This window comes from Bacteroides parvus (assembly GCF_017309675.2).
GTDB lineage: Bacteria > Bacteroidota > Bacteroidia > Bacteroidales > Bacteroidaceae > Bacteroides > Bacteroides uniformis.
Window position 1 is genome coordinate 2,332,146 of record NZ_CP084680.1, and the last position, 22,506, is coordinate 2,354,651.

22 protein-coding genes are annotated in these 22,506 nt (G+C 44.3%); 5 read left to right on the forward strand and 17 right to left on the reverse strand.

Translation table 11 applies throughout. The features are described 5' to 3' along the window. Positions 1-23: 23 nt before the first annotated feature. From JXR92_RS09315 to JXR92_RS09350, 8 genes are all read right to left on the reverse strand, one after another. Positions 24-881: an SDR family NAD(P)-dependent oxidoreductase gene (locus tag JXR92_RS09315; protein ID WP_005835885.1), complete on the reverse strand. Its 858-nt coding sequence runs from the start codon at positions 879-881 to the stop codon at positions 24-26. Between the two features lie 14 nt (positions 882-895). Next, on the reverse strand, positions 896-1,042 hold the full coding sequence (locus JXR92_RS09320; protein WP_005826486.1) for a hypothetical protein: 147 nt from the start codon (positions 1,040-1,042) through the stop codon (positions 896-898). A gap of 70 nt (positions 1,043-1,112) precedes the next feature. Further along, complete coding sequence (locus JXR92_RS09325) at positions 1,113-1,343, reverse strand: hypothetical protein (protein WP_005826487.1); 231 nt, start codon at positions 1,341-1,343, stop codon at positions 1,113-1,115. Next, a complete protein-coding gene (locus tag JXR92_RS09330; protein WP_005826488.1) occupies positions 1,340-2,440 on the reverse strand; it encodes an LPO_1073/Vpar_1526 family protein in 1,101 nt (366 codons plus the stop codon). The genes JXR92_RS09325 and JXR92_RS09330 overlap by 4 nt, the downstream gene beginning before the upstream one ends. Before the next feature lie 116 nt (positions 2,441-2,556). Further along, complete coding sequence (locus JXR92_RS09335) at positions 2,557-3,630, reverse strand: PDDEXK nuclease domain-containing protein (protein WP_057089161.1); 1,074 nt, start codon at positions 3,628-3,630, stop codon at positions 2,557-2,559. A gap of 526 nt (positions 3,631-4,156) precedes the next feature. Continuing rightward, positions 4,157-4,591 (reverse strand): DUF6078 family protein, encoded by a 435-nt coding sequence (locus JXR92_RS09340; RefSeq protein WP_005835895.1) that lies wholly within the window; start codon positions 4,589-4,591, stop codon positions 4,157-4,159. A gap of 160 nt (positions 4,592-4,751) precedes the next feature. Further along, a complete protein-coding gene (locus tag JXR92_RS09345; protein WP_117600695.1) occupies positions 4,752-5,231 on the reverse strand; it encodes a copper resistance protein NlpE N-terminal domain-containing protein in 480 nt (159 codons plus the stop codon). Positions 5,232-5,275: 44 nt separating this feature from the next. After that, entirely contained in the window at positions 5,276-6,568 is a 1,293-nt protein-coding gene (locus JXR92_RS09350; RefSeq protein WP_138344792.1) for a hemolysin family protein, read from the reverse strand. Positions 6,569-6,662: 94 nt separating this feature from the next. On the opposite strand from JXR92_RS09350, the gene JXR92_RS09355 reads away from it, so the two are divergent. After that, positions 6,663-7,475, forward strand: a complete 813-nt coding sequence (locus JXR92_RS09355) for an alpha/beta hydrolase (RefSeq protein WP_117600697.1) — start codon at positions 6,663-6,665, stop codon at positions 7,473-7,475. A gap of 8 nt (positions 7,476-7,483) precedes the next feature. On the opposite strand, the gene JXR92_RS09360 is transcribed toward JXR92_RS09355, so the two are convergent. After that, entirely contained in the window at positions 7,484-8,389 is a 906-nt protein-coding gene (locus JXR92_RS09360) for a DUF4595 domain-containing protein (protein WP_117600759.1), read from the reverse strand. Between the two features lie 13 nt (positions 8,390-8,402). Beyond that, on the reverse strand, positions 8,403-9,824 hold the full coding sequence (locus tag JXR92_RS09365; protein WP_138344794.1) for a S41 family peptidase: 1,422 nt from the start codon (positions 9,822-9,824) through the stop codon (positions 8,403-8,405). A gap of 184 nt (positions 9,825-10,008) precedes the next feature. Here JXR92_RS09365 and JXR92_RS09370 point away from each other — a divergent pair, with 184 nt between their 5' ends. Both JXR92_RS09370 and mnmA read left to right on the forward strand, forming a co-directional pair. Beyond that, on the forward strand, positions 10,009-11,295 hold the full coding sequence (locus JXR92_RS09370) for an O-acetylhomoserine aminocarboxypropyltransferase/cysteine synthase family protein (RefSeq protein WP_117600699.1): 1,287 nt from the start codon (positions 10,009-10,011) through the stop codon (positions 11,293-11,295). Between the two features lie 14 nt (positions 11,296-11,309). Continuing rightward, entirely contained in the window at positions 11,310-12,374 is a 1,065-nt protein-coding gene (gene mnmA, locus JXR92_RS09375) for a tRNA 2-thiouridine(34) synthase MnmA (RefSeq protein WP_117600700.1), read from the forward strand. Here mnmA and JXR92_RS09380 read toward each other — a convergent pair. The 4 genes from JXR92_RS09380 to JXR92_RS09395 all read right to left on the reverse strand — a co-directional run bounded on the left by JXR92_RS09380 (position 12,365) and on the right by JXR92_RS09395 (position 16,558). After that, positions 12,365-13,027 (reverse strand): response regulator transcription factor, encoded by a 663-nt coding sequence (locus tag JXR92_RS09380; RefSeq protein WP_117600701.1) that lies wholly within the window; start codon positions 13,025-13,027, stop codon positions 12,365-12,367. The genes mnmA and JXR92_RS09380 overlap by 10 nt on opposite strands. A 93-nt stretch (positions 13,028-13,120) precedes the next feature. Beyond that, positions 13,121-13,711: a DUF4251 domain-containing protein gene (locus tag JXR92_RS09385; RefSeq protein ID WP_117600702.1), complete on the reverse strand. Its 591-nt coding sequence runs from the start codon at positions 13,709-13,711 to the stop codon at positions 13,121-13,123. Positions 13,712-13,777: 66 nt separating this feature from the next. Then, complete coding sequence (gene nhaC, locus JXR92_RS09390) at positions 13,778-15,214, reverse strand: Na+/H+ antiporter NhaC (protein WP_117600703.1); 1,437 nt, start codon at positions 15,212-15,214, stop codon at positions 13,778-13,780. 168 nt (positions 15,215-15,382) lie between these two features. Then, positions 15,383-16,558: an MFS transporter gene (locus JXR92_RS09395; protein WP_117600704.1), complete on the reverse strand. Its 1,176-nt coding sequence runs from the start codon at positions 16,556-16,558 to the stop codon at positions 15,383-15,385. Positions 16,559-17,381: 823 nt separating this feature from the next. Between JXR92_RS09395 and JXR92_RS09400 the strand changes: the two genes are divergently transcribed. Beyond that, positions 17,382-17,684, forward strand: a complete 303-nt coding sequence (locus tag JXR92_RS09400) for a hypothetical protein (RefSeq protein ID WP_226791135.1) — start codon at positions 17,382-17,384, stop codon at positions 17,682-17,684. Positions 17,685-18,067: 383 nt separating this feature from the next. Next, complete coding sequence (locus tag JXR92_RS09405) at positions 18,068-18,334, forward strand: helix-turn-helix domain-containing protein (protein WP_226791137.1); 267 nt, start codon at positions 18,068-18,070, stop codon at positions 18,332-18,334. Positions 18,335-18,654: 320 nt separating this feature from the next. Here JXR92_RS09405 and JXR92_RS09410 read toward each other — a convergent pair whose 3' ends face one another. From JXR92_RS09410 to JXR92_RS09420, 3 genes are all read right to left on the reverse strand, one after another. Further along, positions 18,655-19,665, reverse strand: a complete 1,011-nt coding sequence (locus JXR92_RS09410) for a kinase (protein WP_117966796.1) — start codon at positions 19,663-19,665, stop codon at positions 18,655-18,657. Between the two features lie 225 nt (positions 19,666-19,890). Beyond that, a complete protein-coding gene (gene mnmE / locus JXR92_RS09415; protein ID WP_117967084.1) occupies positions 19,891-21,285 on the reverse strand; it encodes a tRNA uridine-5-carboxymethylaminomethyl(34) synthesis GTPase MnmE in 1,395 nt (464 codons plus the stop codon). A gap of 262 nt (positions 21,286-21,547) precedes the next feature. After that, entirely contained in the window at positions 21,548-22,426 is an 879-nt protein-coding gene (locus JXR92_RS09420) for a nucleoside phosphorylase (protein ID WP_117600718.1), read from the reverse strand. Positions 22,427-22,506: the final 80 nt, after the last annotated feature.

The window sequence follows — 22,506 nt, forward strand, 5'->3', positions numbered from 1 at the left end:
GGGCAGATTGTTTTATAAAAGGGCTATTCCCAGTAAATCATCTTTTTGGTCATGCCTCCGTCAATGGTTATGTTTTCGCCATTGATGAAGTCGTTTTCGTCTTGGCATAGGAATACGCACATACGGGCAATATCTTCCGGTTTGCCAACCCGTCCGGAGGGGTGTTGCGAATGGTCTTCTGCTCGTAATTGTTCATAATCGTGTGTCTGAATCCAGCCCGGAGAGATGGAGTTGACCGTGATGTGCCACTCTGCAAGCGATAAAGCCAACGCATGCGTCAATGAATAGATACCTCCTTTGGAAGCTGCATATCCTTCACTGCCCGGTTCACTCATCAGATAGCGGGTAGAACAGAGATTAATGATTCTTCCGTAGGTATTCGTGCTGTTTTGACTTTTGCGGTGTACTGCCAACGCATGTGAAGTAATGAACACCGGACGTAAATTCACAGACAATATTTTATCGAACGTCTCCACACTCGTTTCTGTGATGGGAGAGAATTCACTAATGCCGGCATTGTTTATAATGATGTCAATATCCCCCCATTCCTTGAAAATATTTTGCAAGCACAGTTCCAATGCTTCTTTGCTGTTTAGGTCGACGGGATAGAATTGTGCTCCGGTGGCTTGGGCGGTTTGCTGCCCTTTCATTTCATTCTTGTCACAAAAGGCTACTTGGTAATTAAGCTTGCAGAAGGCTTCTACAATGGCTTTGCCAATACCCCCGGCACCTCCGGTAACGAAAACTTTCTTTCCGCCTTTTTTGAGGGGAAGTGTCGGCTTATGTAGCGTTTGTACCTTGCCGGATTTTTTCGCTTTCTCCCAAGCTGCTTTGCGTGCCTGGTATTGCTCGTACTGATTTTCAAGATAATTATCGGCCATATATGTTTCCGGTTTTATTGTTTAACTACGGCGTGTGTCACTTCGTACCCGATGACTACTGCCAGTCCGTTCTGTTTTAGGTATTGTCCGATGGCGGGTACGTAACCGCATCCATTCAATATGAGCAGGGAGGTGGTCAGTATAGCAATCTGTTTCTTCATGTCATTTTGACTTTATTTGGTTTAATGTTACAAAGGTAGAGAAAGTATTGAAAAGGCTATAGGGGTAGCATTATGTTTTCTTTCCTTTTGTCATATTATTTTTTTCAATGTGGTGATTCACCTCTCCATTAATGAGAGTTATATGATGGCTTTTACTGATTTTTCCTACTTTTTGTTTGTGGCTTTTCCCACTTTTACGAAATAAGTTACATATTTCTGTAATTAGAGCTGTCAAAATGGCTATAATGATGGGAACTAACCACTCTTTATTATTTTGTATGAATTCTACTGGATTGCTCATATTTGTATGTATTTATTAAAGTTAGATATGGATAACGGTGATGAATGAGTGAGTTTCCCTATGATTTTTGTTCCAATATATAATCCTAAGATACTTAAACTTAATCTTGTTAATGTAGAACTATTTAGTAGATTGAATACTTGCTCCCAGTTCTTATTTAAATTACAAAAATAGTTTCTGACTTCTGTGGCTGTAAACGGTGGCATTTCCTTTTTAAACTCTTCAATCAAAGGAATAAGATATTCTTGTTCTCTAACTTTTAATTTTTTATAGAAAAGATCACTGTTTACCTCTGTAAAAGAAAGTGTGTCTTCTTCGTGAGACGTACAAAACATACAACTTCCCATATCGTTTACTGCATTCATAATTTCGGGATGAATTGATTTGAAGTCCTCTAAAAAACGTCTGTCTATTTTTTGCCTGAAGAATAAATCATATTGTTTCAGTAAATGATTCTCAAAAGTATCTATCGGATAAAAACCAGAAATATTCATGGTAGCATTTCTTTGAATTATATACTCGATATCAATGGTCTTAATATTGTAAGCTATGTCAACAATGGGGGAGAGTTGTTTGAAAAACAGTTCCAGCATAAATGAAATAGAAGGATTGACCATCTGCTGTCTAAGCATCATGAAGGTAATCAAAGCAGATGTTGATGCATTTAGGTTAGGTATAAGTTTTATCGCTTCGTTTAATATGGCTTTTTCTGTTGATATGTTTTGAAAATTTAGTCTGTCAATTAAAACGTCTATAATAAACTCTTTTGCTCTTTTATCTTCTGTGGAAATATATTCAATTAGGGTATCATGTAAAAAGGCTTGCATAGATAAAGACTGGAACCTTTCAGTCAGGTGTTTTTGTTGTTCTTTTGCTAGCTTTTCAAGAATACTTTTTATACACTCTTCAATTTCTTGTTTAGCTTGTTCTATGGCTGTGGTAGTGTATTTATCAAAGTCTGTCCGTAGGATTTCGAGGCAAGAGGTCTGGAGGTCTTTAGAGATTTGCCCATCAATTGTTAGATTTCCATTGATAATAACTACATTATTAGAGTTCTCAATCTTTCCAATGTACTGTATTTTATTGTTGTCTAACATATTCAGTTGTTTTTGATTTTTTTTTACTCTATTGAGTCATGTGGTATATTCACATGCTTCACCAATAGACTTATCTTTTCTCCGAATAAGTTCACTATATTGATACAAGATAACCTTCATCTCTCTTCCTTCTTTTTTCCTTGAATTCTCTTTACTTGTTCCTCTATTTCCTCAATCGAAGGCAGTTGACTTTTAATATCTTCGGGAATCAGCTTAGACAGCTCATACTCTGATATGCCGATAGGCTGATTTGTTGATTCCAGTGCATATTGCGCCATTACTTGGTTTTTTGTCTTGCAGATAAGCAAGCCGATGGTGGGGTTATCGCCAGGTTTACATTTTAGATGGTTTACGGCACTGATATAAGTACCGAGTTGACCTATAAATTCAGGTTTGAACTTCTGCACTTTTAGCTCGATTACGCAATAACAACGCAGTTCCAAGTGGTAGAAAAGCAAGTCGGGATAGATTGTTTCATCGCCTACTTCCAAAGGCATTTGACGTCCTACGAATGCAAATCCTTTACCCAATTCAAGCAGAAAACGAGTGATATTTTGTGTCAAAACCTTTTCTAACTCTAATTCTTGAAAATCTTTGGTAATGGTCAGGAAATCGAAGTTATAGGGGTCTTTGAGTGTCTGTAGAGCTAGGTCACTTTGCGGTTTTGGTAGCAGACGACTGAAATTGTTTACCGCTTTGCCTTGCCGCTCATAGAGATTGGTATCAAGAAAGTTGAGCAAAACGGCACGACTCCAGCCGTTTTCTACAGTTTCATTCAGATAGAATAGAGCCTTATCCACTTCCTTGCATTGGGAGATGATATAGAGATGATGCCCCCAAGGAATGGAGAAAAATTTCTCTTCACCTAATTTGGAAACAACTTGTTGCCAAATTGTATATGGCTCATTATAAAATAGATACCACTGCTTTATACTGCGTATGTTTCTATATGAGAACCCTTTCATATCAGGAAATTCTGCCATCAGCTCACGACTCAACTCTTCGAGAAATCCGCTTCCCCAAGTCATTTCTTTCTGCCGTTCTATAATTTCTGCCCCCAGTTGCCAGTAAAGGTGAAGCAGTTCGCTGTTCACGCGTACAGCCGCTTTAATCTGTGCACTACGAATGTCTTGTTTTAGGTGGTTTACCCAATCCTTGAACGGTTGATTTATAGATAGTGCTGTTTTCATATTTTTATTTTCTTCATCGTCATATTCGATGTTTCTATTTCACAAAGTTAAGAAAAAGAATTTATTTCAACTGTAATCCTTTCCGTCTTTTCTACCTCTCTACTTTTACTACACAATATACCATCTCCCCCTCTCTTTCCTTTACCTCATCCCGTGTTGCTGCAATATCCTCCCGAACACGTTCACCCGTTTTGCAGAGAATAGGTATCGCACTATGTCGCTGTATTTCCTCCTATATTTTCGCAGGCGATAATTATTCCCCTTGTAGGGCTTCAAAAGGGAATCCGTCTGTTTCCCTAAGGAGAACGGTTTGTTTCAATATGGAGAACAGTTTGTTTCATTAGTAGGAAACAGTTTGTTCCGTTAAAGAAAACAGTTTGTTTTATTGAGTGCGAACAGTTTGTTTCATAGTATGTGAACACTTTGTTTCTTACTGTTGTAACAAAGTGTTCACCGTTGTGAACTAAAGTGTTATCTATATTTTTAGTGATAAAATGACATGAAAAGGGGGCTGAAGATTACCTTTCTACCATTTGTATTCCTCGCTGTAAGAGCCGAAAGCCGGTTCTCCCGGAATGTTGTATTGGTGGAAAGTTCTGCGGATATAGTTCTGGTCTTCGGGGGAAAGGTAAGATTCTTCCCGGTAGAAGCGGTAGTATTTTCCGCGGCCGAAATGGGCTATCAACTGGCTTTTCAGAGGTTGGAGATTCTTGTAGGGAACTTCATCGAGCAAGTGGCTGATTCCCCATGCAACATGTATCTTTTGTGTCGATTGGAAATAGGCGCATTGACTGCTATCCTCTGGAATGCACAGTGGATTGATGATGCGGATGGACGGGTACTCGGGGGTATCGCGAAGGGCAGCTAAGCGATGCAGGCAGTTGTCGGCTTTCGGGCATTGGTTGTTGAAACAGCGTGAGTAGTTGGCAGGTGCTAAAGGTTTTTCGGAAGAATGTTTCATGTTTATATATACTTTGATGAAGCTACAAAGATAACACTAACTTTTTGATATAGCCTTCTGTTCTCTTGTTTGAAATGCCTCTTCATTGAAAAAACAGTAGCCGGAACCACTGAATCCAGTAATTCCGGCTATACCGTTCTTTCTTATAAGCAAGGATGGACTATTTCACCTGGATGATGTCATAATTCAAGTCACTCACCGCCTCTTGCAGGCTGTCGTTGACAAGGCGCAAGGTAGTGTCGTTCACTACTACGAAGTACACCGGAGTGTCGCCGTCGTCTGGAGTCAGTTTAATGGCTGTTTTCTTCTTGTTATTGACGTCTTTCTGGATAACTTCTTTCTTTCCTTTGGAAGTAAAGCTTTTGTTCTTTCCGGGGCCTTCGGCATCCAAATAAGTTGTTACCAACGTATAACCGCTTTCTCCATCAGGACCTACGCTGTCCACGCTCAATACATACTGGATGCCCGGACCGTCGGCAGCAGGAAGAATTCCCTCGTATACGGCTACGGCAGACGAGTCATTGCCGGCAACAGCCATTACCCCTTCGTCCACGGCAACAGCATCATTGTTCTGGGTTCCTTTTGATTGGCAGGATACCAATGCAGCGGCAAAGGCTGCAATCATCATTACTTTTTTCATTGCTTTAATGGTTTAAATTAATTATAAAGACGCAATAGCGTTCGTTATTCATCTTCTTCTTTCTTGATGACAAGCAGTTTGTCCACTCGTCCGCGGTCCATATCCACTACTTCGAAGTCCAGGTTTTTGTAGCTGAACAAGTCTCCGGCTTTCGGCACCCGTCCTATCAAGAACATGGCAAGACCGCTCAAGGTGGTGAAGTCTTCTTCTTTCAGGTCATCATAGTTCATAATGTCCATTGCCTCCATAAAGTCATCCAGATTCATGGAAGCCTCCACCAGCATGGAACCGTCTTGACGGACAACGATTTCCTCTTCTTCCGTTTCATTCTCTTCGAGGATGTCTCCGAAGATACTTTCCGTCAAATCGTGCAGGGTGATAATCCCTTCTGTATTTCCATACTCGTCTACAACAACTCCGAACTTGTTTTTGTTCTTCTTAAACAGCTCTAAAACTTTCTTTGCATACAAACTTTCCGGAATAAATAGGGCAGGGCGGGCAATATTGCGTAAGTTGAAGGGGGGGTCGCCGCCCATCATCAAGATGATGTCCTTTACGGAAACCACGCCGATAATCTCATCTTTCCCCCGTTCCACCAGAAGATATTTGCTGAAGTGTTCTTCATGGATGATACGCAGCACCTCTTCCGGTGTGTCTGTGGGGTGGAGCACAACGATGTCGCGGCGATAGGTCATCAGGTCATTCGCTCTTTTGTCCGAGAAGCGGAACACGTCACGCAACATTTCTGTCTCGTCTTTGTCGATGACGCCTTGTTCCGAGCTTTGGTGGAGGATCATCTTCAGTTCGTCTTGTGTCATTTGGCGTTCCTCGCCGCTGTTCAGTCCGATGAGTTTGTTCATCAGTTTGGTGGAAGCGCTCAGCAGGCATACAAACGGATAGGAGATCTTGGTCAGCACAATCATGAAAGGGCTGAGCATGGTGGCCCATCGTTCTGGGTTATTCAAGGCGATGGATTTGGGTACCAGTTCACCTATGATGAGTGACAGATAGGTGATGATGGCTACTACGGTAATCATGGCAAGAGTCTTGGCATAGGCGGCTGCTCCCGGAATGATGGCGAACAGCGGTTCTACGTCATCAGCGATGGTGGCACCGCCATAGGCACCGGATACGATACCGATAAGAGTAATACCGATTTGGATGGTGGAGAGGAACTTTTCGGGTTCTTCCAGTTGTTTCAATACTCCTTTGGCTCTTTTGTTCCCTTTTCCGACAAGAGTTTCAAGGCGTGCTTTACTTGAGGAGACTAAGGCGATTTCATACATGGCAAAAATACCGTTCAGGATAAGTAAAAGTAGAATGATAATAAATTCCATAGTGGATTTTGAATAGTTTGTGAGGCAAAGATAATGATTTTTCAGTATTTATTGTTAATATTGCCATCCGTTAGAAAAAATAAACAATAAATAGATGAAAAAAAGAATTACTGCCTTGGGGCTTTTGTGGTGTCTGTCTGCCGTGATGTTGCAGGCGGCACGTGTAGACACGGTGCTGGTGAGAAGTGTAGCCATGAATAAGGATGTAAAAGTTGTGTATGTATTGCCTGATAAGGCTATCGGCAAGCAGGCTTGTCCGGTGGTTTATCTGTTGCACGGTTATGGCGGCAATGCGCGGAGCTGGATGCAGCTGAAGCCGGAATTGCCGCAGATGGCGGATGAGAAAGGAATCATATTTGTATGTCCGGACGGCAAGAACAGTTGGTATTGGGACAGTCCGGAGAATCCTGCCTACCGTTATGAGACTTTTGTCACCTCGGAATTGGTGAAGTATACAGACGGGAACTATGCTACCATTCCCGATAGAAAGGCGCGTGCCATCAGTGGATTGAGTATGGGCGGTCACGGTGCTTTGTGGAGTGCTATCCGCCATAAGGATGTGTTCGGTGCGGCGGGCAGTATGAGTGGAGGAGTGGATATACGGCCGTTCCCCCAGAATTGGGAAATGAGCAAGCAGTTGGGAGAGTTTGCTGCCAACAAGGCATCTTGGGATGCACATACGGTGGTCAACCAGTTGGATAAGATTGTAAATGGAGACTTGGCGCTAATCATCGACTGCGGTGAGGCCGATTTCTTTCTTGAAGTGAACAAGGACCTGCACAACCGGCTGCTGGCAAGGAAGATAGACCATGACTTTATCACCCGTCCCGGTGGACATACCGGAACGTATTGGAACAACTCCATAGACTATCACGTCCTTTTCTTCGACAAGTTCTTTAAGAAGTAAGTAACTTGTTATTCGATGGTATAGTTCACGGCGCGTGTGTAGTCCTGCTCGTAGCCGTTCCTTATATGCCTGACGACTGCATGGCAGGAAGTGACGATACCCCGGTTATCCAACGTATAAGTATAGGTGGTGGTCTCTTCACTTTCTCCGTTGCTGTCCGGGATGAGTTGGGTAATCAGGTAGTTTGCAGGTTCTCCCAATATCTTCCCGTATATGGCAACCGCATGCATGGAAAGCGGATACATGTCCGTAATGAATAGGCTTGGTATTTCGGAGATATTTGCAATTTCATCGCCTGAGGGTGTGGTAGCCGTACTGTTGTGCTCAAAAGCATCTACCTTTTGCTGTATGCGTAATGCCCGGAAGTTGTTGTAGTCTATTGTAATGGATGAGTATTCTTTTCCGTTGTCCAGCCTTTCTGTGATGTTTTCCAGATAGTATTTGTCTTCGGTGTTGATGAGGTAGGAGAAGGTGTAAGTACGGGTATTTCCTGCCATATCCTGACTGGTACAAGTGGTGGCATAACCTTTGTCATTCAGCGTGTAGGTTGATACTGTACCTGCTTCGTCGGTTATCACGGCTTGATGGTCCTTGTATTCGACGGTAGTGGTATTCTCTATCTCGAAGAGTTCGTCTCCTGCCGTAAAGCTCTGTTTGCCGGTGTAGCCGGTCAGCCTGCCTGCACTGTTGTAAAGGTAGGTGTGGGTGGCAGTAACCGGTTGCGCATCGCTCTCTATCACTTCTTTGAGTTCGATTTTGGAGAAAGGAGTGGTGGGGTAGGTTGACGGCTCCGGTTCTGGCGTATCACTGCCATTGTTATCATCGCTGCAAGCTGCCAGTCCGCCGAGCAACAGCAGGCTGAGCATGATTCCCGAAAATCGGGTGATGATTGTAACTCTTCTGTTTAGTTTCATCCTATTTGTCTTTTTATTTGATACGTACGGCATGGCTTGCCCGACGTTCAATGGAGTTTGCGAGAGTGGTCACTCTTAAAGAACGGGTATCTTCTTGTGCGGGCGGTTGTATGCTTCCGTCGATGGCGCCGAGTGCAGTGCTCAATAAGGCTTCGTTGGTATCTCCAAAGGGCAGGAAACGTGACATGTCGCTCATCTCATTCACTACATATCCCGAGTAGGCCGGTTGGAATCCGGATTCATAATCAGATTTCCCTTCCGAATTGTATATCTTGCAGACGATGGGATTCATCGTTATCATCAGTTCGGGGCTGGAGAAATTCCTGGAACCTACATTCTTGCCTACGGTAGTACCGCCGATGATGACAACATCCATATACGGGTCGAGGCAGTTAATCACCATTTCGGAGGCGGAGGCAGTCTGGCTGCTGGTAAGTACGTAGAGAGTATTCAGGTTTAGGTTTGCTCCGTTTCCGATGAGTCCGGAGTTCAGGGTGAACGGTACTATCTGCGGATTGAAGCGGTTGTTGAATTCCAGGTACCCCAACTCTTGTCCCAAGGCGGAGGAAGGTGCAAGCATGGTACACAGCAATTCTGCGCAACTCAGTAATCCGCCGTTGTTGTAGCGTAAGTCAAGGATGAATTCGTTGACTTGCTGTGATGCGAAATATTGGAATGCGCTGCGCAGGTCGTTGTCATATTCATTGCTGTTGTCCGTGGGGCCGGAACTGAAGTGGTTGTAGACCAGATAACCTATTTTCTTGCTGCCTGATGTATATACATTCTTATAGTGCACCGGGTTGTCGTTGACGGGACGCGCCGATGCTATCTGCCTGGGTTTGTCGTAAGCAACAATGGCATTTTTCTCCACGTCGTAATAACCTACTGTCAGCTCCATGGCACTACTTCCATACAGTTTCTTATAATTCTGTTCGGTAATAAAGTTCCCGTCCATCTTCATAATCCAGTCACCCCGTTTCAGCCCGATTTCTGAGGCCGGGCTTCCGTCGGCAACGTAAAGAATCTGTGCAACAATGGCATTATCTTCTCCTTCTACTTCTATCTGATTGGTAGTGAACTGGAATCCGTAGCTGTAATCCGTATAGGGGATGCTGCGGGTAGTGGTGACGCTGACCAGACTGTCGATGGTGGAGAATTTGTCCTCTTCGGATTTGAGCGAGGCAAAGAAAGTGAAAGGGGCTTGGAAATAGTTCAGGTCGTTGGTATGGGGGATAGCGTCTACCCAATAGTACCACACACGCATGGTGTCGTCAATCCAGCGGTCTGTCTGGGTCTGTCCGGCATACTCTTTCCAGCGGTCCACTCCGCAGGAAGTCAGATAAATGGGAAGAATCAGGGTTCCCAATATGAGTATCAGTATATTTTTTGCTTTCATGGGGGCAAAGATAGTGCAAATTGAGTGCAGAACTTTCATGCTTGCATGAAAAAGTTTTGCCGAAATGCAGCTTATCTTATCTAAAGATAGAAAATAGCTTGCTTATCTACCACAATTGTGGTATAAAATTCCCTAACCTGTGTCATTGTCTGCCCCGGCTTATCGCTCTATCTTTGCAACATCCGAATGAAAAACGATTTATTTACCTAAAATACGAACGACAATGGAAACAAAGAAATTGCACTTTGAGACTCTACAACTTCACGTTGGACAAGAACAACCTGACCCGGCCACTGATGCCCGCGCCGTACCTATCTATCAGACAACTTCGTATGTATTCCATAATTCGGCCCATGCGGCAGCCCGCTTTGGCCTGCAGGACCCGGGGAATATTTACGGGCGGTTGACGAATTCCACACAGGATGTGTTTGAGAAACGTGTGGCTGCTCTGGAAGGCGGTGTTGCCGGATTGGCCGTAGCCTCGGGTGCGGCAGCCATCACTTATGCCTTTGAAAATATCACCCGTGCAGGAGACCATATCGTGGCGGCTAAGACCATCTACGGCGGAACGTATAATCTGCTGGCCCACACATTGCCTGCCTATGGGGTTACCACTACTTTTGTAGACCCGGACCATCCTGACAATTTCGAGAAAGCGATTCAGGAGAATACCAAGGCGGTATTCATTGAAACGCTGGGCAATCCGAATTGCAACATCATTGACATCGATGCCGTTGCTGAAATAGCACACCGTCATCGGATTCCTCTGATTATAGATAATACCTTCGGTACTCCTTACCTGATTCGTCCTATAGAGCATGGGGCAGACATTGTAGTCCATTCGGCAACGAAGTTTATCGGAGGGCATGGTACGTCCTTGGGGGGGATTATTGTAGATAGCGGCAAGTTCGACTGGGTGGCTTCGGGGAAGTTTCCCCAACTGACGGAACCGGACCCGAGTTATCATGGAGTACGTTTTGTCGACGCTGCCAGTCCTGCTGCCTATGCCATCCGTATCCGTGCCGTATTGTTGCGTGATACCGGTGCTGCAATCAGTCCTTTCAATGCTTTTATTCTGTTGCAAGGGCTTGAGACGTTGTCACTTCGTGTGGAACGTCATGTGGAGAATGCCTTGAAAGTGGTTGAATTTCTGCAGAAGCATCCCAAAGTGGCTGCCGTGAATCACCCGTCTCTGCCCGAGCATCCTGACCATGCACTTTACGGGAAATATTTCCCGAACGGAGGTGGTTCTATTTTTACGTTTGAGGTGCGGGGCGGTGTGAAGGAAGCGCAGACGTTTATTGACAGTTTGCAGATATTTTCGTTACTTGCCAATGTGGCTGATGTGAAATCTCTGGTTATTCATCCTGCCACCACTACCCACTCCCAATTAAGTGCACGGGAATTGGAGGAACAAGGCATCAAACCAGGTACGGTCCGTCTCTCCATCGGGACAGAACATATCGATGATTTGCTGGAGGACTTGTCTCAGGCGTTTGACAGAATTTAAAAGGATAACATTAAATGAATATTGCCGTATTACTGTCGGGAGGTGTGGATAGTTCCGTTGTCGTGCATCTCCTTTGTGAACAAGGTTATCGTCCTTCTCTTTTTTACATCAAGATAGGGAGGGATGATGCCGATTATATGGACTGCTCTGCGGAAGAGGATATGGAGATGGCTTCTGCCATTGCCCGTCGCTATGGATTGTCATTGGAAGTAGTGGACCTGCACCGGGAGTATTGGGACCGGGTGGTGGCTTATGCCATTGATAAAATAAAACGTGGCTTGACTCCCAATCCGGATGTGATGTGCAACAAGCTGATAAAGTTCGGATGCTTTGAGCAACGTGTGGGAAAGGGGTTTGATTTTACGGCAACTGGGCACTATGCCACTACGGTGTTGAAGGATGGAAGGACATGGCTCGGTACCGCCGCCGATTCCGTGAAAGACCAGACCGACTTTCTGGCACAAATAGATTATCTGCAAATTTCCAAACTGATGTTTCCATTGGGCGGGCTGATGAAGCATGAGGTTCGTGACATAGCCCTGCGTGCCGGATTGCCCAGTGCCAAACGTCGTGACAGTCAGGGTATATGCTTTTTGGGGAAGATTGATTATAATGATTTTGTACGTCGTTTTCTTGGCGAAAGGGAAGGGGATATTGTGGAGTTGGAAACGGGCAGGAAGTTGGGCAGGCATCGGGGCTATTGGTTTCATACCATCGGCCAGCGCAAAGGATTGGGATTGAGTGGAGGACCGTGGTTTGTTGTTCGCAAGGATATTGAAGGGAATGTGATTTATGTATCACGAGGATACCATACGGCGTTGCAATACGGCAATGAATTTCATATGCACGATTTCCATTTCATCACGGATAACCCCTGGAAGGAAGCAGAGAGAGGGGTGGAGGTGACTTTCAAGATACGCCATACGCCGGAGTTCGTCAAAGGCAGGCTGCAAAAGAAGGCGGGGGGCTACTGCATAATATCGGAAGAGAAGCTGCAAGGCATTGCTCCGGGCCAGTTCGGAGTGGTGTATGATGCCGCCGCCCGGTTGTGTATCGGGAGTGGGGAGATTTATATATAATATTCCACCAAGTCCACGATGCCTGCCTTCATGGCATATTTGGTAGCCTCGTGCGCATTGTTTACACCCAGTTTCCGGAAGATATTCTTTCTGTGGCTGTTTACCGTATGGAAGCTGAGGTTTCTTTCGGCGGCTATTTCTTTGGTTGTTTTCCCCAGGGCTATCTCTTTCAGGATGCTCCGTTCGGCAGTAGTCAGTAAATCGTCTTTGATGGCAGGATGGGTGGGGGAGGAGGAACCGTTGCCCGCAAGTAGCAGGTTGCTGACGTGATTACAGATGAATCGTTCTTTGCGTGAAGCGCATTGTAGTGCGGTCAGTATCTCTTCTTTGGAATTATCCTTCAGCACTACGCCGAATGCCATGCTGCTGAACAATACCTGGCGCAGGAACGGTAGGCTCAATTCGTCGGAAAAGAGTAACCAATCGGCTTCCTTGAAGCGTTCGTGAAGTACCATTAGCTCTTCGGCTCCCGAAAAATCAAAAAGGGTATAGTCCAGAATGACAACGGCGGTGGGATGCAGGCGTAGTTGCTGTATCAGTTCTGCCTTGTTGTCGGCTTCCAGCAGCAGGGAGGTGTCTTTCTGTCTGCCCAATAGGAACATCATGCCTGCTTTGGTGATATCTTGATTGTCTGCAATGATAAATTCTCTCATGACATTTGGTATATAAAAAACTCCGCTACAAATGTACACTTTTTAGTGTGATTTGCGGCGGAGTGGGAATATATATATATTTATATAAGGGTTTTACCAGGAACGTCCCTTGAATATGTTGGATTGTTCCAGCGGAACCAGGTTCCCGCTCAAAGTCATGGTGTTGGAGTTGAAGTTCGGGCTGATGGTTACAGTTGCGTTGTTCCCGCCATTGGTCAGCGTAAGGAATATCTGGGCGGAAATGCCGATACCCTGGATGCTGAAGTTGCAATTCACGTTGCCCCGTTTGTCGGTAGTCATCTGGATGTCTGATACAGTTCCGTCCACTGTTACACCGCCAATGCCGTTAGGACCCGGGTATGCGGTGTTGAAGGCTACCTGCACGGTGCCGCGTCCTTGGTTTACCAATACGAAGTTGGTGTTGGAGTTTACAAATGCGGTCTGTCCGTTGCGGAACATCACCTGGTCTGCCTCCATTACGAACTGGTGAGCTTTCAAGGCCGCCATTGCGTCATCATATGAAATGGCATCCTGTGCTTGTTCTTCAGCTTTCAGGCGTGCACGTTCTGCGTCTCTCTGGGCTTTACGGTCTGCGCGCTTTTCAGCTCTACTCTCTTGTGCATACATGGTCGTTGTTGCCATGCTTACCAATACTACTGCTGCTAATGCAATAAACTTTTTCATAATCGAATTTTTTTTTGTTTAGGTTTAAATAAATTGTTCGTTATAAGTTTATTGCAAGAACAATGCCTATCCAGGATTGTTCACCGGTTTTTTAATTATTTTATATCCGATAGCAGCAATAAAGATACTCATTACCGGACTGATAAGGTTGAAGAAGCAATAGGGAAGGTAGGTCAGTGTGGGTACACTCAAAATGGTGGCTTGCGTCATGCCGCAGGTGTTCCATGGGATAAGCGGGGAGGTGACGGTAACGGCATCTTCTGTGGTACGGCTAAGTAGCCGGCTTTCGTAGCCTTTCTTTGCGTAAACGTTGCTGAACATGTTTCCGGTGAGGATAATGCTGATGTACTGGTCTGCCGTGGCAAGGTTCAGGAACAATCCGGAACATACGGTGGATGCTACTATGCTGGCTGTGTTCTTCATGAAGCGGACGAATAGGGAAGTGATGCTTCCCAGCATGCCGCTTGCCGTCATGGCTCCGCCAAAACACATGGCGCAGATGATGAGCCAGATGGTATTCATCATTCCTGCCATACCTCGTGTGGCAATCAGTTCTGTCAACATGTCACTGTCAGTTTGTAGACTGGTACTGCCATAGAATGTCATCATTATCCCTTTGAACATATTCCCACCTTCCGCTATCTCATTCAGTAGTCCCGGTTGGAAGATGAAGGCGAATATCCCTGCCAGCAGAGTGGAGAGAAAGAGTGTGATGACGGAAGGCACTCTCCGGGCAATCAGTATTCCCGTAATCACGGGAACAGCCAGTAACCAGGGAGTAATGTTGAATTTGGCGTCCAATGCTGCCGTAAATTCCGCGATCTGTTGTGTATTGTTCGTTTCGTGTGTGAGTCCCATTACTGTAAAGATGACAAGGGTGATGAGGAGAGAGGGGACGGTGGTAATCATCATATAGCGGATATGGCTGAATAGCGGTGTGTCCGTTACGGATGAGGCAAGGACTGTGGTATCCGATAACGGTGAAATTTTGTCTCCGAAATAAGCTCCTGAAATGATGGCACCGGCTATCCATCCCTCTTCAAAACCTTGTGCCTTACCTATGCCCAAAAGGGCGATACCGATGGTGGCGATAGTGGTCCATGAACTTCCCGTCATTACTGATACCAATGCACAAATAATGCAGGTAGAAGCAAGGAAGAAATTCGGATGGATAATTTGCATACCATAATATATAAGGGTAGGTACCACCCCACTTATCATCCATGTGCCGCTCAAAGCACCGATAATCAATAGAATAATGATAGCTGTGGCAACACCTGAAATGTTGTTGGTGATGGCAAGTTCATAATCTTTCCAAGGGATGCGGTAGAAAGCCATGCCGATAAAGACACACATGCCAGTGGTGGCAAGCAGGGAAATCTGGCTTCCTCCACTCAAGGCGTCACTTCCGAAAGTATGGATGGTGGCGAACAGCATTCCTATGAGAAAAGCGATGGGAAATAGAGAAACGAGTGGAGAGGGTATTTTCTTTGCTGAATTCATTGGGTTGTTTTTGACTATGCTTGGTTGACAAATCTATTATCAATCTGCCGTTTATAGTTTGATGCGGCAAAGGTATAACAATTCTGTTTAATATCTTTCTTATCCTCTGTATGACAAATAAAAATTATCAAATCTTTGCGTTTGCTTGGAAAAATGATAGTATCCTTGTTATTTCTTGCTGTAAAGGGTGATGGACAACGATATTATTGTCAAAATAACGCCGGTGCCGACCACGCCACTCCATCCCCAAGTCTGCCAACTACTTCCTGCAAGGAAGGTACCCAAAGAGCCGCCGATAAAGTAAGTGGTCATGAAAATCGTATTTACCCGATTGGAGGCAGATGGGCAGATGTCGAAAATACTGGTCTGGTTGCTGAGTTGGATACATTGCATGCCTATGTCTATAAGAATGACACCGGTAATGATACCTGCATAGTTGTTTCCGCAGAAAAAGAGCGAGCCCCATGCAAGCAGAATCATTCCGCAACCGATAAAGTTGAAATTGCGTATGCCTATCTTTTTTACATATTTTCCTACAAAAGATGCGGTTAAGGCTCCGGCAATACCGCAGAGCCCTAGTATGCCGATGACGTCGCTGGATGCATGGAACGGGGCTTCTCCCATTTTGAATGCAAGGCAGGACCACATGGCAAGGAATGAGCCAAAGGCCAGTCCCGCACGTATCGAGTAGATTCGTAGAGAGGGGTATTCTCTTACTAATGAGAAAAGAGACTTCATCAGCCCGGAATATTTGCCTTGGAAAGTCGGTTGTATGTCTGGTAGTACCTTTAATACAACGATGGCGCATAGTAACATCATTCCGGCGGCGATGAAGTACATTTCACGCCAGCCAAGCACTTCACCCACAAATCCGCTGACAACACGTGATGCAAGTATTCCAGTCAGTAATCCTGAGATGACGACACCTACATTCCGTCCCTTGTTTTCGGGGCGTGAGAATTGCGAGGCAATCGGTACAAATATTTGGGGTATCATGGAGCAGATGCCGGTGATGAGTGATGCTGCCCAGATGATGTAGATGTTCGGTGCCAGGGCAATGGCTAGAAGGGAAAGTATGAGTAGGAAGAAATTCGTCAGGATGATATTCTTGCGTCTATAGAGGTCTCCTAATGGAACGATGAACAATAATCCCAGCGCATATCCGATTTGTGTAACCATGGCAATGAGGTTCGTTTTGAATTCAGAAACTCTCAATTCATGCCGCATGATATTAAGCAGGGGTTGGTTGTAATATAAGTTGGCTACGGACACGCCAGCTACGATGGCAAGTGTCCAGAGTATATGTGCCGGTAATCCTCCGTTTTCTTTCAAGTCTCGTTTCATGCTGCAAAGATAATGTCTTTCTGTTTCATGGGCAAGATATGTGAGTATGATAAGAATATGTGTGAAGTGGTATCATCTTTTTAATCTTTCCGTTTGTTATACTATTATTTTGTTTGAAAATAATTGATTGGGGCTATCTTGGATAAGCAGAATATTGTATTGGTACTTAAAAATACGTTGGGTATGGAAAATGAATGGTTTAGAGAGTTGCTGGGTATGAAATGCAGGTGGACGGAATGTAGGCTCTGCTAGCAAACGAGGGTTGGTAAGGTGAATTTGATGATTCAAGGAACCTGCCGTTCCTCCATTAGACCGCCTCCTGATGACATACTTGGGATTATCCTGCTATTGACTGAAAACTCGGGTATATATTAGTAGGAATCATTATTACTTAAATTTATAATAGTATGAAACATTTATCGATAATAATAATAGTAGTGTCATTATTCATTTTCCTGCTGTCCATCGGCGTATATCATAAGGTTCCCTGGTCTGTTCTGCCAATAGTGGCTAGTGGAATCTGTATATTATGTTGGCTTTTGTTCCATTTGCTCTGTATCAGTGAAGAAAGAGATTTACTGAAAGAGGGAAATCAGTATTTCATTGATACCTTTCAAAACATACGTAATCCCATTTCTTTGATTAAGACACCGTTAGGGGCAGTTACGAAGGAGACTGTCCGGAAGACATAAAGAAGGAACTGGCTGTTGCACTTCATCATATAGGCGGGTTGGAGCAGCACTTGATAGCGTTAATGGAGTTGAAACGACTATTTGGCAATTCTAGTAGCCTGGTAGTTGCAGAACATGAAATCGGCGCATTTATGAGGAAGAAAGTGTCTTTTTTACAGTCTCATGTGGCCGGGTTGCAGATGAAGCTGGATTTGGTTCCGGATTTTGACTATGCAAGCGCTTGGTTTGATCCGGGAAAGATATCTCCGGTTGACCGGTTTGTATTGAGTGCCATCGAGTGTTCTCTGCCGGAAACGCACCTCTCGATGCAGGTTTTGTTGAAGGGGGATTACTGGGCAATCAAGATTAAGGACACAGGCAACAAGCGATTTTTGAAATGTTGCAGATGGTACTCGTCGCGGCTTCCTATTCTGCGACCTCTGCATGGCAAGTAGTATGGCATGGGCGGTGTGTTTTTTGACAAGTTGATGAATATGTGTGACGGGAAAATACTGACTTTGGAAAAGGAGGCTCTGTTTCGATTTCCCATAAGATGTTCGTGTGCGGTTTCGGGGGGTGTATACATTCTTAAATATTCCGGACACTTTTCAGGTGAATGAGTCGGAAATGGTTTTCCATGGTTTCTCGAAGAAAAAAATATGGATTAGACCTTTAGTGATACTTGCGGATAATGACAAGGGATTCAGGGATTATCTTGAGAAACGTTTATCGGAATGTTTTGTAGTGAGGAGCTTTGATGACGGTCAGGAAGCATTGGAGGTAATATGTGAAGAGTATCCGGATTTGGTGATTTTTGAATGAAGTGAAGCTTTACATTATGGAGAATATGGATAAAGAGGATTTGACAGTAGATGATATTGCCTCCAGGATGTGCATGAGCCGGATAACCTTTTATAATAAGTGGAAGTTGTTGATGGGAGAAGCACCCAAATATTTGATTTCGAGAATCAGGATGGAGAAGGCACGGGAACTTTTGGAAAGCGGAAAATTTTCTGTGACCGTGGTTGCTGAAATGGTGGGTATGCGAAATCTGAAAAACTTCAGTATAAGGAGTATTTTGGAAAAACACCGAAGGAGTTTATGAAAAAAGTATGATATTTACTTGAAAAAAACTTTCATAGAAAGGCTGTCACATATTAGATAATGGACAGCCTTTGTTTTGAAATGGGAGATAGGAAAACTGAACATCCTAAGCTAGCTATAAAGGAAAATCTCTCATCGTTTTCGCTTTGGGGATAACTGGGTATATATGATTAGCTTTACTTGCTGATGCAAAATTTGAAAATTAAATAGTCATATTGTTGTATGATAGATAGTTATTACATAAAATACACTCTTTTAAGCAACAAACAAGCAACAAAACTTCTCTAAATTGCATAGATGATATTTTGTTTCTGAAGATATTCATTGCCTTCTCAATCTTTTATCAACTAAAGCCAGATATTTTAACCCCGTTTGATCTATTATATTTTCAGGTTTTTCAATTTTACATGCTGAATGGATAGCATTTAGGAAGCCGGGGATACCTAAAACAGGACTGGCTAGTAATCCTATTCCTGCGGAAATAGTTCCACATATTGTTCCAAAAATGATATCACCTATATGGCTTTCATTCATCCTTGCGGATAGTTCTTCTTTAGCCATTTTCATATCCTCAAGAGTTATTTTGAATAATGGTGATTCCGGAGTAATTGTTGGATTTAGAACTAATAGTTCTACTTTGTTACTGAATGCTTTTAATAAATCACGGTACTTATCTTTAAATTTTCTAAGATTGATCAAATCTATTTGTTTAGGATATGGTATCAGATTCTTGAGTATCAAATCTCTCTTATATTGTCTTGTTCGTAATTCAATATCTTGGTTTCGTATGTATGTTGTAGCGAAGCTATAGTCAATTTTGTCTGTAGTTGGCTGGAAATCAATTTTATTGGCAATTACTGAGGTCAAAAAAGTCATAAGTTCATTGGCAGTTTTCTTTTCTACATTATACCAATTGTTATCTATCCTTTCTGCCAATCCCATTTGAGTGAGCTCATGAAAAATCTCAAAATCAAACTTATCTACGTGTAATTTATTACCATTTTTTTTCAATGAAAATTTCTCAGGATGAATATGGCTAGTCCCGAATTTGTTATGTGAAAATCTTCGTCTTTGTATGATATCTCGGTTCTGAGTTAAATATTCCATAAACATTTTTGAAACTTCCCAAGGATGTTCAAGAACATCCATAGGATTAATTGGGTGGATTAGTTCATTTTGAATTACCTCCCGCATAAAAGGCTCATATTGTTCTGGTTCATAGAAATATTGAGTCGGTACTATAGAACTAATATTGTCATAGTAAAGCAGAGCTCGTATAGCCCAATCAGTGTTAGGCAGATTTATGTATGGATAGTATAACAGATTGTTCATGGTTTTCAGAATTATTTATGTACAAATATAACAAAATATGATAATTAGTTTACTTTTTTACAATGCGATTACATTTGTTTTGTTGCTCAAATATTTCTAAGTAACAAAATAAGATTGTATATTATTGTTGTTTGGCGTTAATTAGTCGATTTATACCTATTTATACTCCTGGATGGTTTTGATTTTAAAAGGTGTAAGTGGTCGATTGTTAGTGTATTATGTAGCTTATTTACCGATGCAAAAATGTTCAAAAATATTCCCAAGTACCATGTCGTTCGTAACTTCCCCCGCAATATCGCTTAGATGGAAAATACATTCGCGGATATCTTGTGAAACAAAATCTCCGGATAGATTTTCTGCTATCCCTTGTTGGACCCGGTGGATGGCTTCCAAGGCATGGGTCAAAGCCTCGTAGTGGCGTATATTCGTGACAATGACATCGTTTTGGGTAACCGTGGGCAGGTTAGCGGCAGAGATTAGCATTTGCTGAAGCTTGTCGAGGTTGGTACGCCCTTTGGCAGAGATGGAGATGCATTGCACATTAGTAGCGGCCAGGGTGAAACTGGGGGTGAGGATGGTTGAGGCATCCTGCACCAGATCGGCCTTGTTGAATACGAGAATGAGCCGTTTCCCTTCGCAACGGGGAAGTATCTGGGCAGTTAGTTGTGGTATCCGTGAGACGGCATTCGTGGCATCAACTACCCAGAGCACGATTTCCGCCTGCTCCAATTTCTGGAAGGTTCGCTCAATTCCTAGGCTCTCGATGGTGTCGCTCGTTTCGCGTATGCCTGCCGTATCAATAAACCGGAAAGTTATCCCGCCAAGATTGACTGTGTCTTCTATCACATCTCGGGTTGTCCCGTGTATGTCGCTTACAATGGCTCGTTCCTCGTTTAGTAGTGCATTCAGCAGGGTGGATTTACCAGCATTCGTTTCGCCGATGATGGCTACGGGCACACCGTTCTTGATGGCATTGCCTACACTGAAGGATTGCACTAGACGGGAAATTACCTGCTCTATGCCGTCTGCCAGGAGACATAGCTCGGAGCGGTCGGCAAATTCCAGTTCTTCATGGTCGCTGAAGTCCAGTTCCAGTTCTATAAGTGATGTGAAGTGCAACAATTGGTTGCGTAGTGAGGTCAGCTCTTTACTGAACCCGCCGCGCATCTGGCTCATGGCGAGGCGGTGAGTGGCGGCAGAGGTGGAGGCGATGAGGTCGGCCACGGCTTCGGCTTGGCTTAGGTCCATTTTGCCACCCAAGAAGGCTCGTTGCGTGTACTCACCGGGAGCGGCCAGGCGGCAACCATTGCCGATGAGCAGTTGCAACACCTTCTGAAGAATATAGCTCGAACCGTGGCACATGATTTCTGTGCTATCCTCGCCTGTATACGAGTGGGGGGCACGGAATAAGCTGACAAGTACTTCGTCTATGATGTTTTCTTCTTCATGGATATGACCGAAGGTAAGTGTATATGGCTTGGCATCCTTCAGCTTCTTCCCCTTCCGGGCAGGGGTAAATATGCGGGATGTTATCTCTATGGCATCCGGTCCGGAGACACGGATGCATCCTATGGCTCCCCCTTGGGCGGTGGCTATGGCACAAATGGTATCTTGGTTCATTTTATCCGGCTTATTTTTATTCAGCAAAGATAATGGTTTCTTTACAAAAAAGAGAGATGACGATTCAACTTATGGGCTTTTATTGTAACTTTGTACAAATCGATAATGGATAGATGCTTATAAAGCCTAATCCGTCTCTGTGCCCATTGTGGTCATAGCAGAACATTGCTGCTATACAGACCAGCAACGGGCACGTCAAGCAGGATGTGATGAAGTCTTTACTAAACCTTACTCCCTGGACTGGCTGAAAGAGAGGGTGAACTTAGATACGGTCGAGTACTGTTTTGATAAGAGTATCTATCGTATTCTTGTATCCCGTGTTCGCTTCTTTTATCAGGCGGTTGGCAATGACCATGCATACTGTCATGGCCTTGTGCCCCATCAGACGGCTCAAGCCTGCCAGGGCAGAACTTTCCATCTCGAAGTTGGTGATGCGGTAGCTGTTGTATTCAAATTTTTCAATCTTTTCATTCTGATGCGGGTCGGCAAGCGGCACGCGTAACTCGCGTCCTTGAGGTCCGAAGAAGCCCCCGGCGGCAATCGTTACGCCACGTACCATGTCGTCTTGTGCGATGCGGTCTATCAGTTCAGCACTTGCATCAATGACGTAGGGGGCAGGGGCACACATGTTGCCGGACCATCCCATATGGTTGAGGAAGGCACGTTCCATGGGCAGGTCGCACACGGAGTTGCGTCCTGCATAGAAGTTGAGCAGACCGTCGAAACCAATGGATTTTTCAGAACATACGAATGTACCCACCGGAGTGTAGGGTTGCAAGCCTCCGCAGGTGCCGATACGTACCAGCTCAAGGCTACGTAGGCAGGGCTTTTCTTCGCGCGTCTCGAAGTCGATGTTTGCCAGGGCATCCAGTTCATTCATCACGATATCGATGTTGTCACATCCGATACCGGTGGAAACCACCGTAATACGTTTCCCTCGGTAAGTACCGGTGATAGTCTTGAACTCGCGGCTTTCCACTTCACATTCCTTGTTCTCGAAATGGGAGGCAACCAGTGCCACCCGTCCGGGGTCGCCTACCAAGATGACTTTGTCTGCCAGCCATTCGGGCTTTACGTGAAGATGAAATACAGAACCGTCTTCATTGATGATCAGTTCGGAAGAGGCGAAATATTTTTTCATTTGATAGAGTTTTTAATCTTTTGTTTATAAATAGAAACGCCGGGAGCCGATTCTTGTTCACCGGTTTCGGCGTTTCTGTC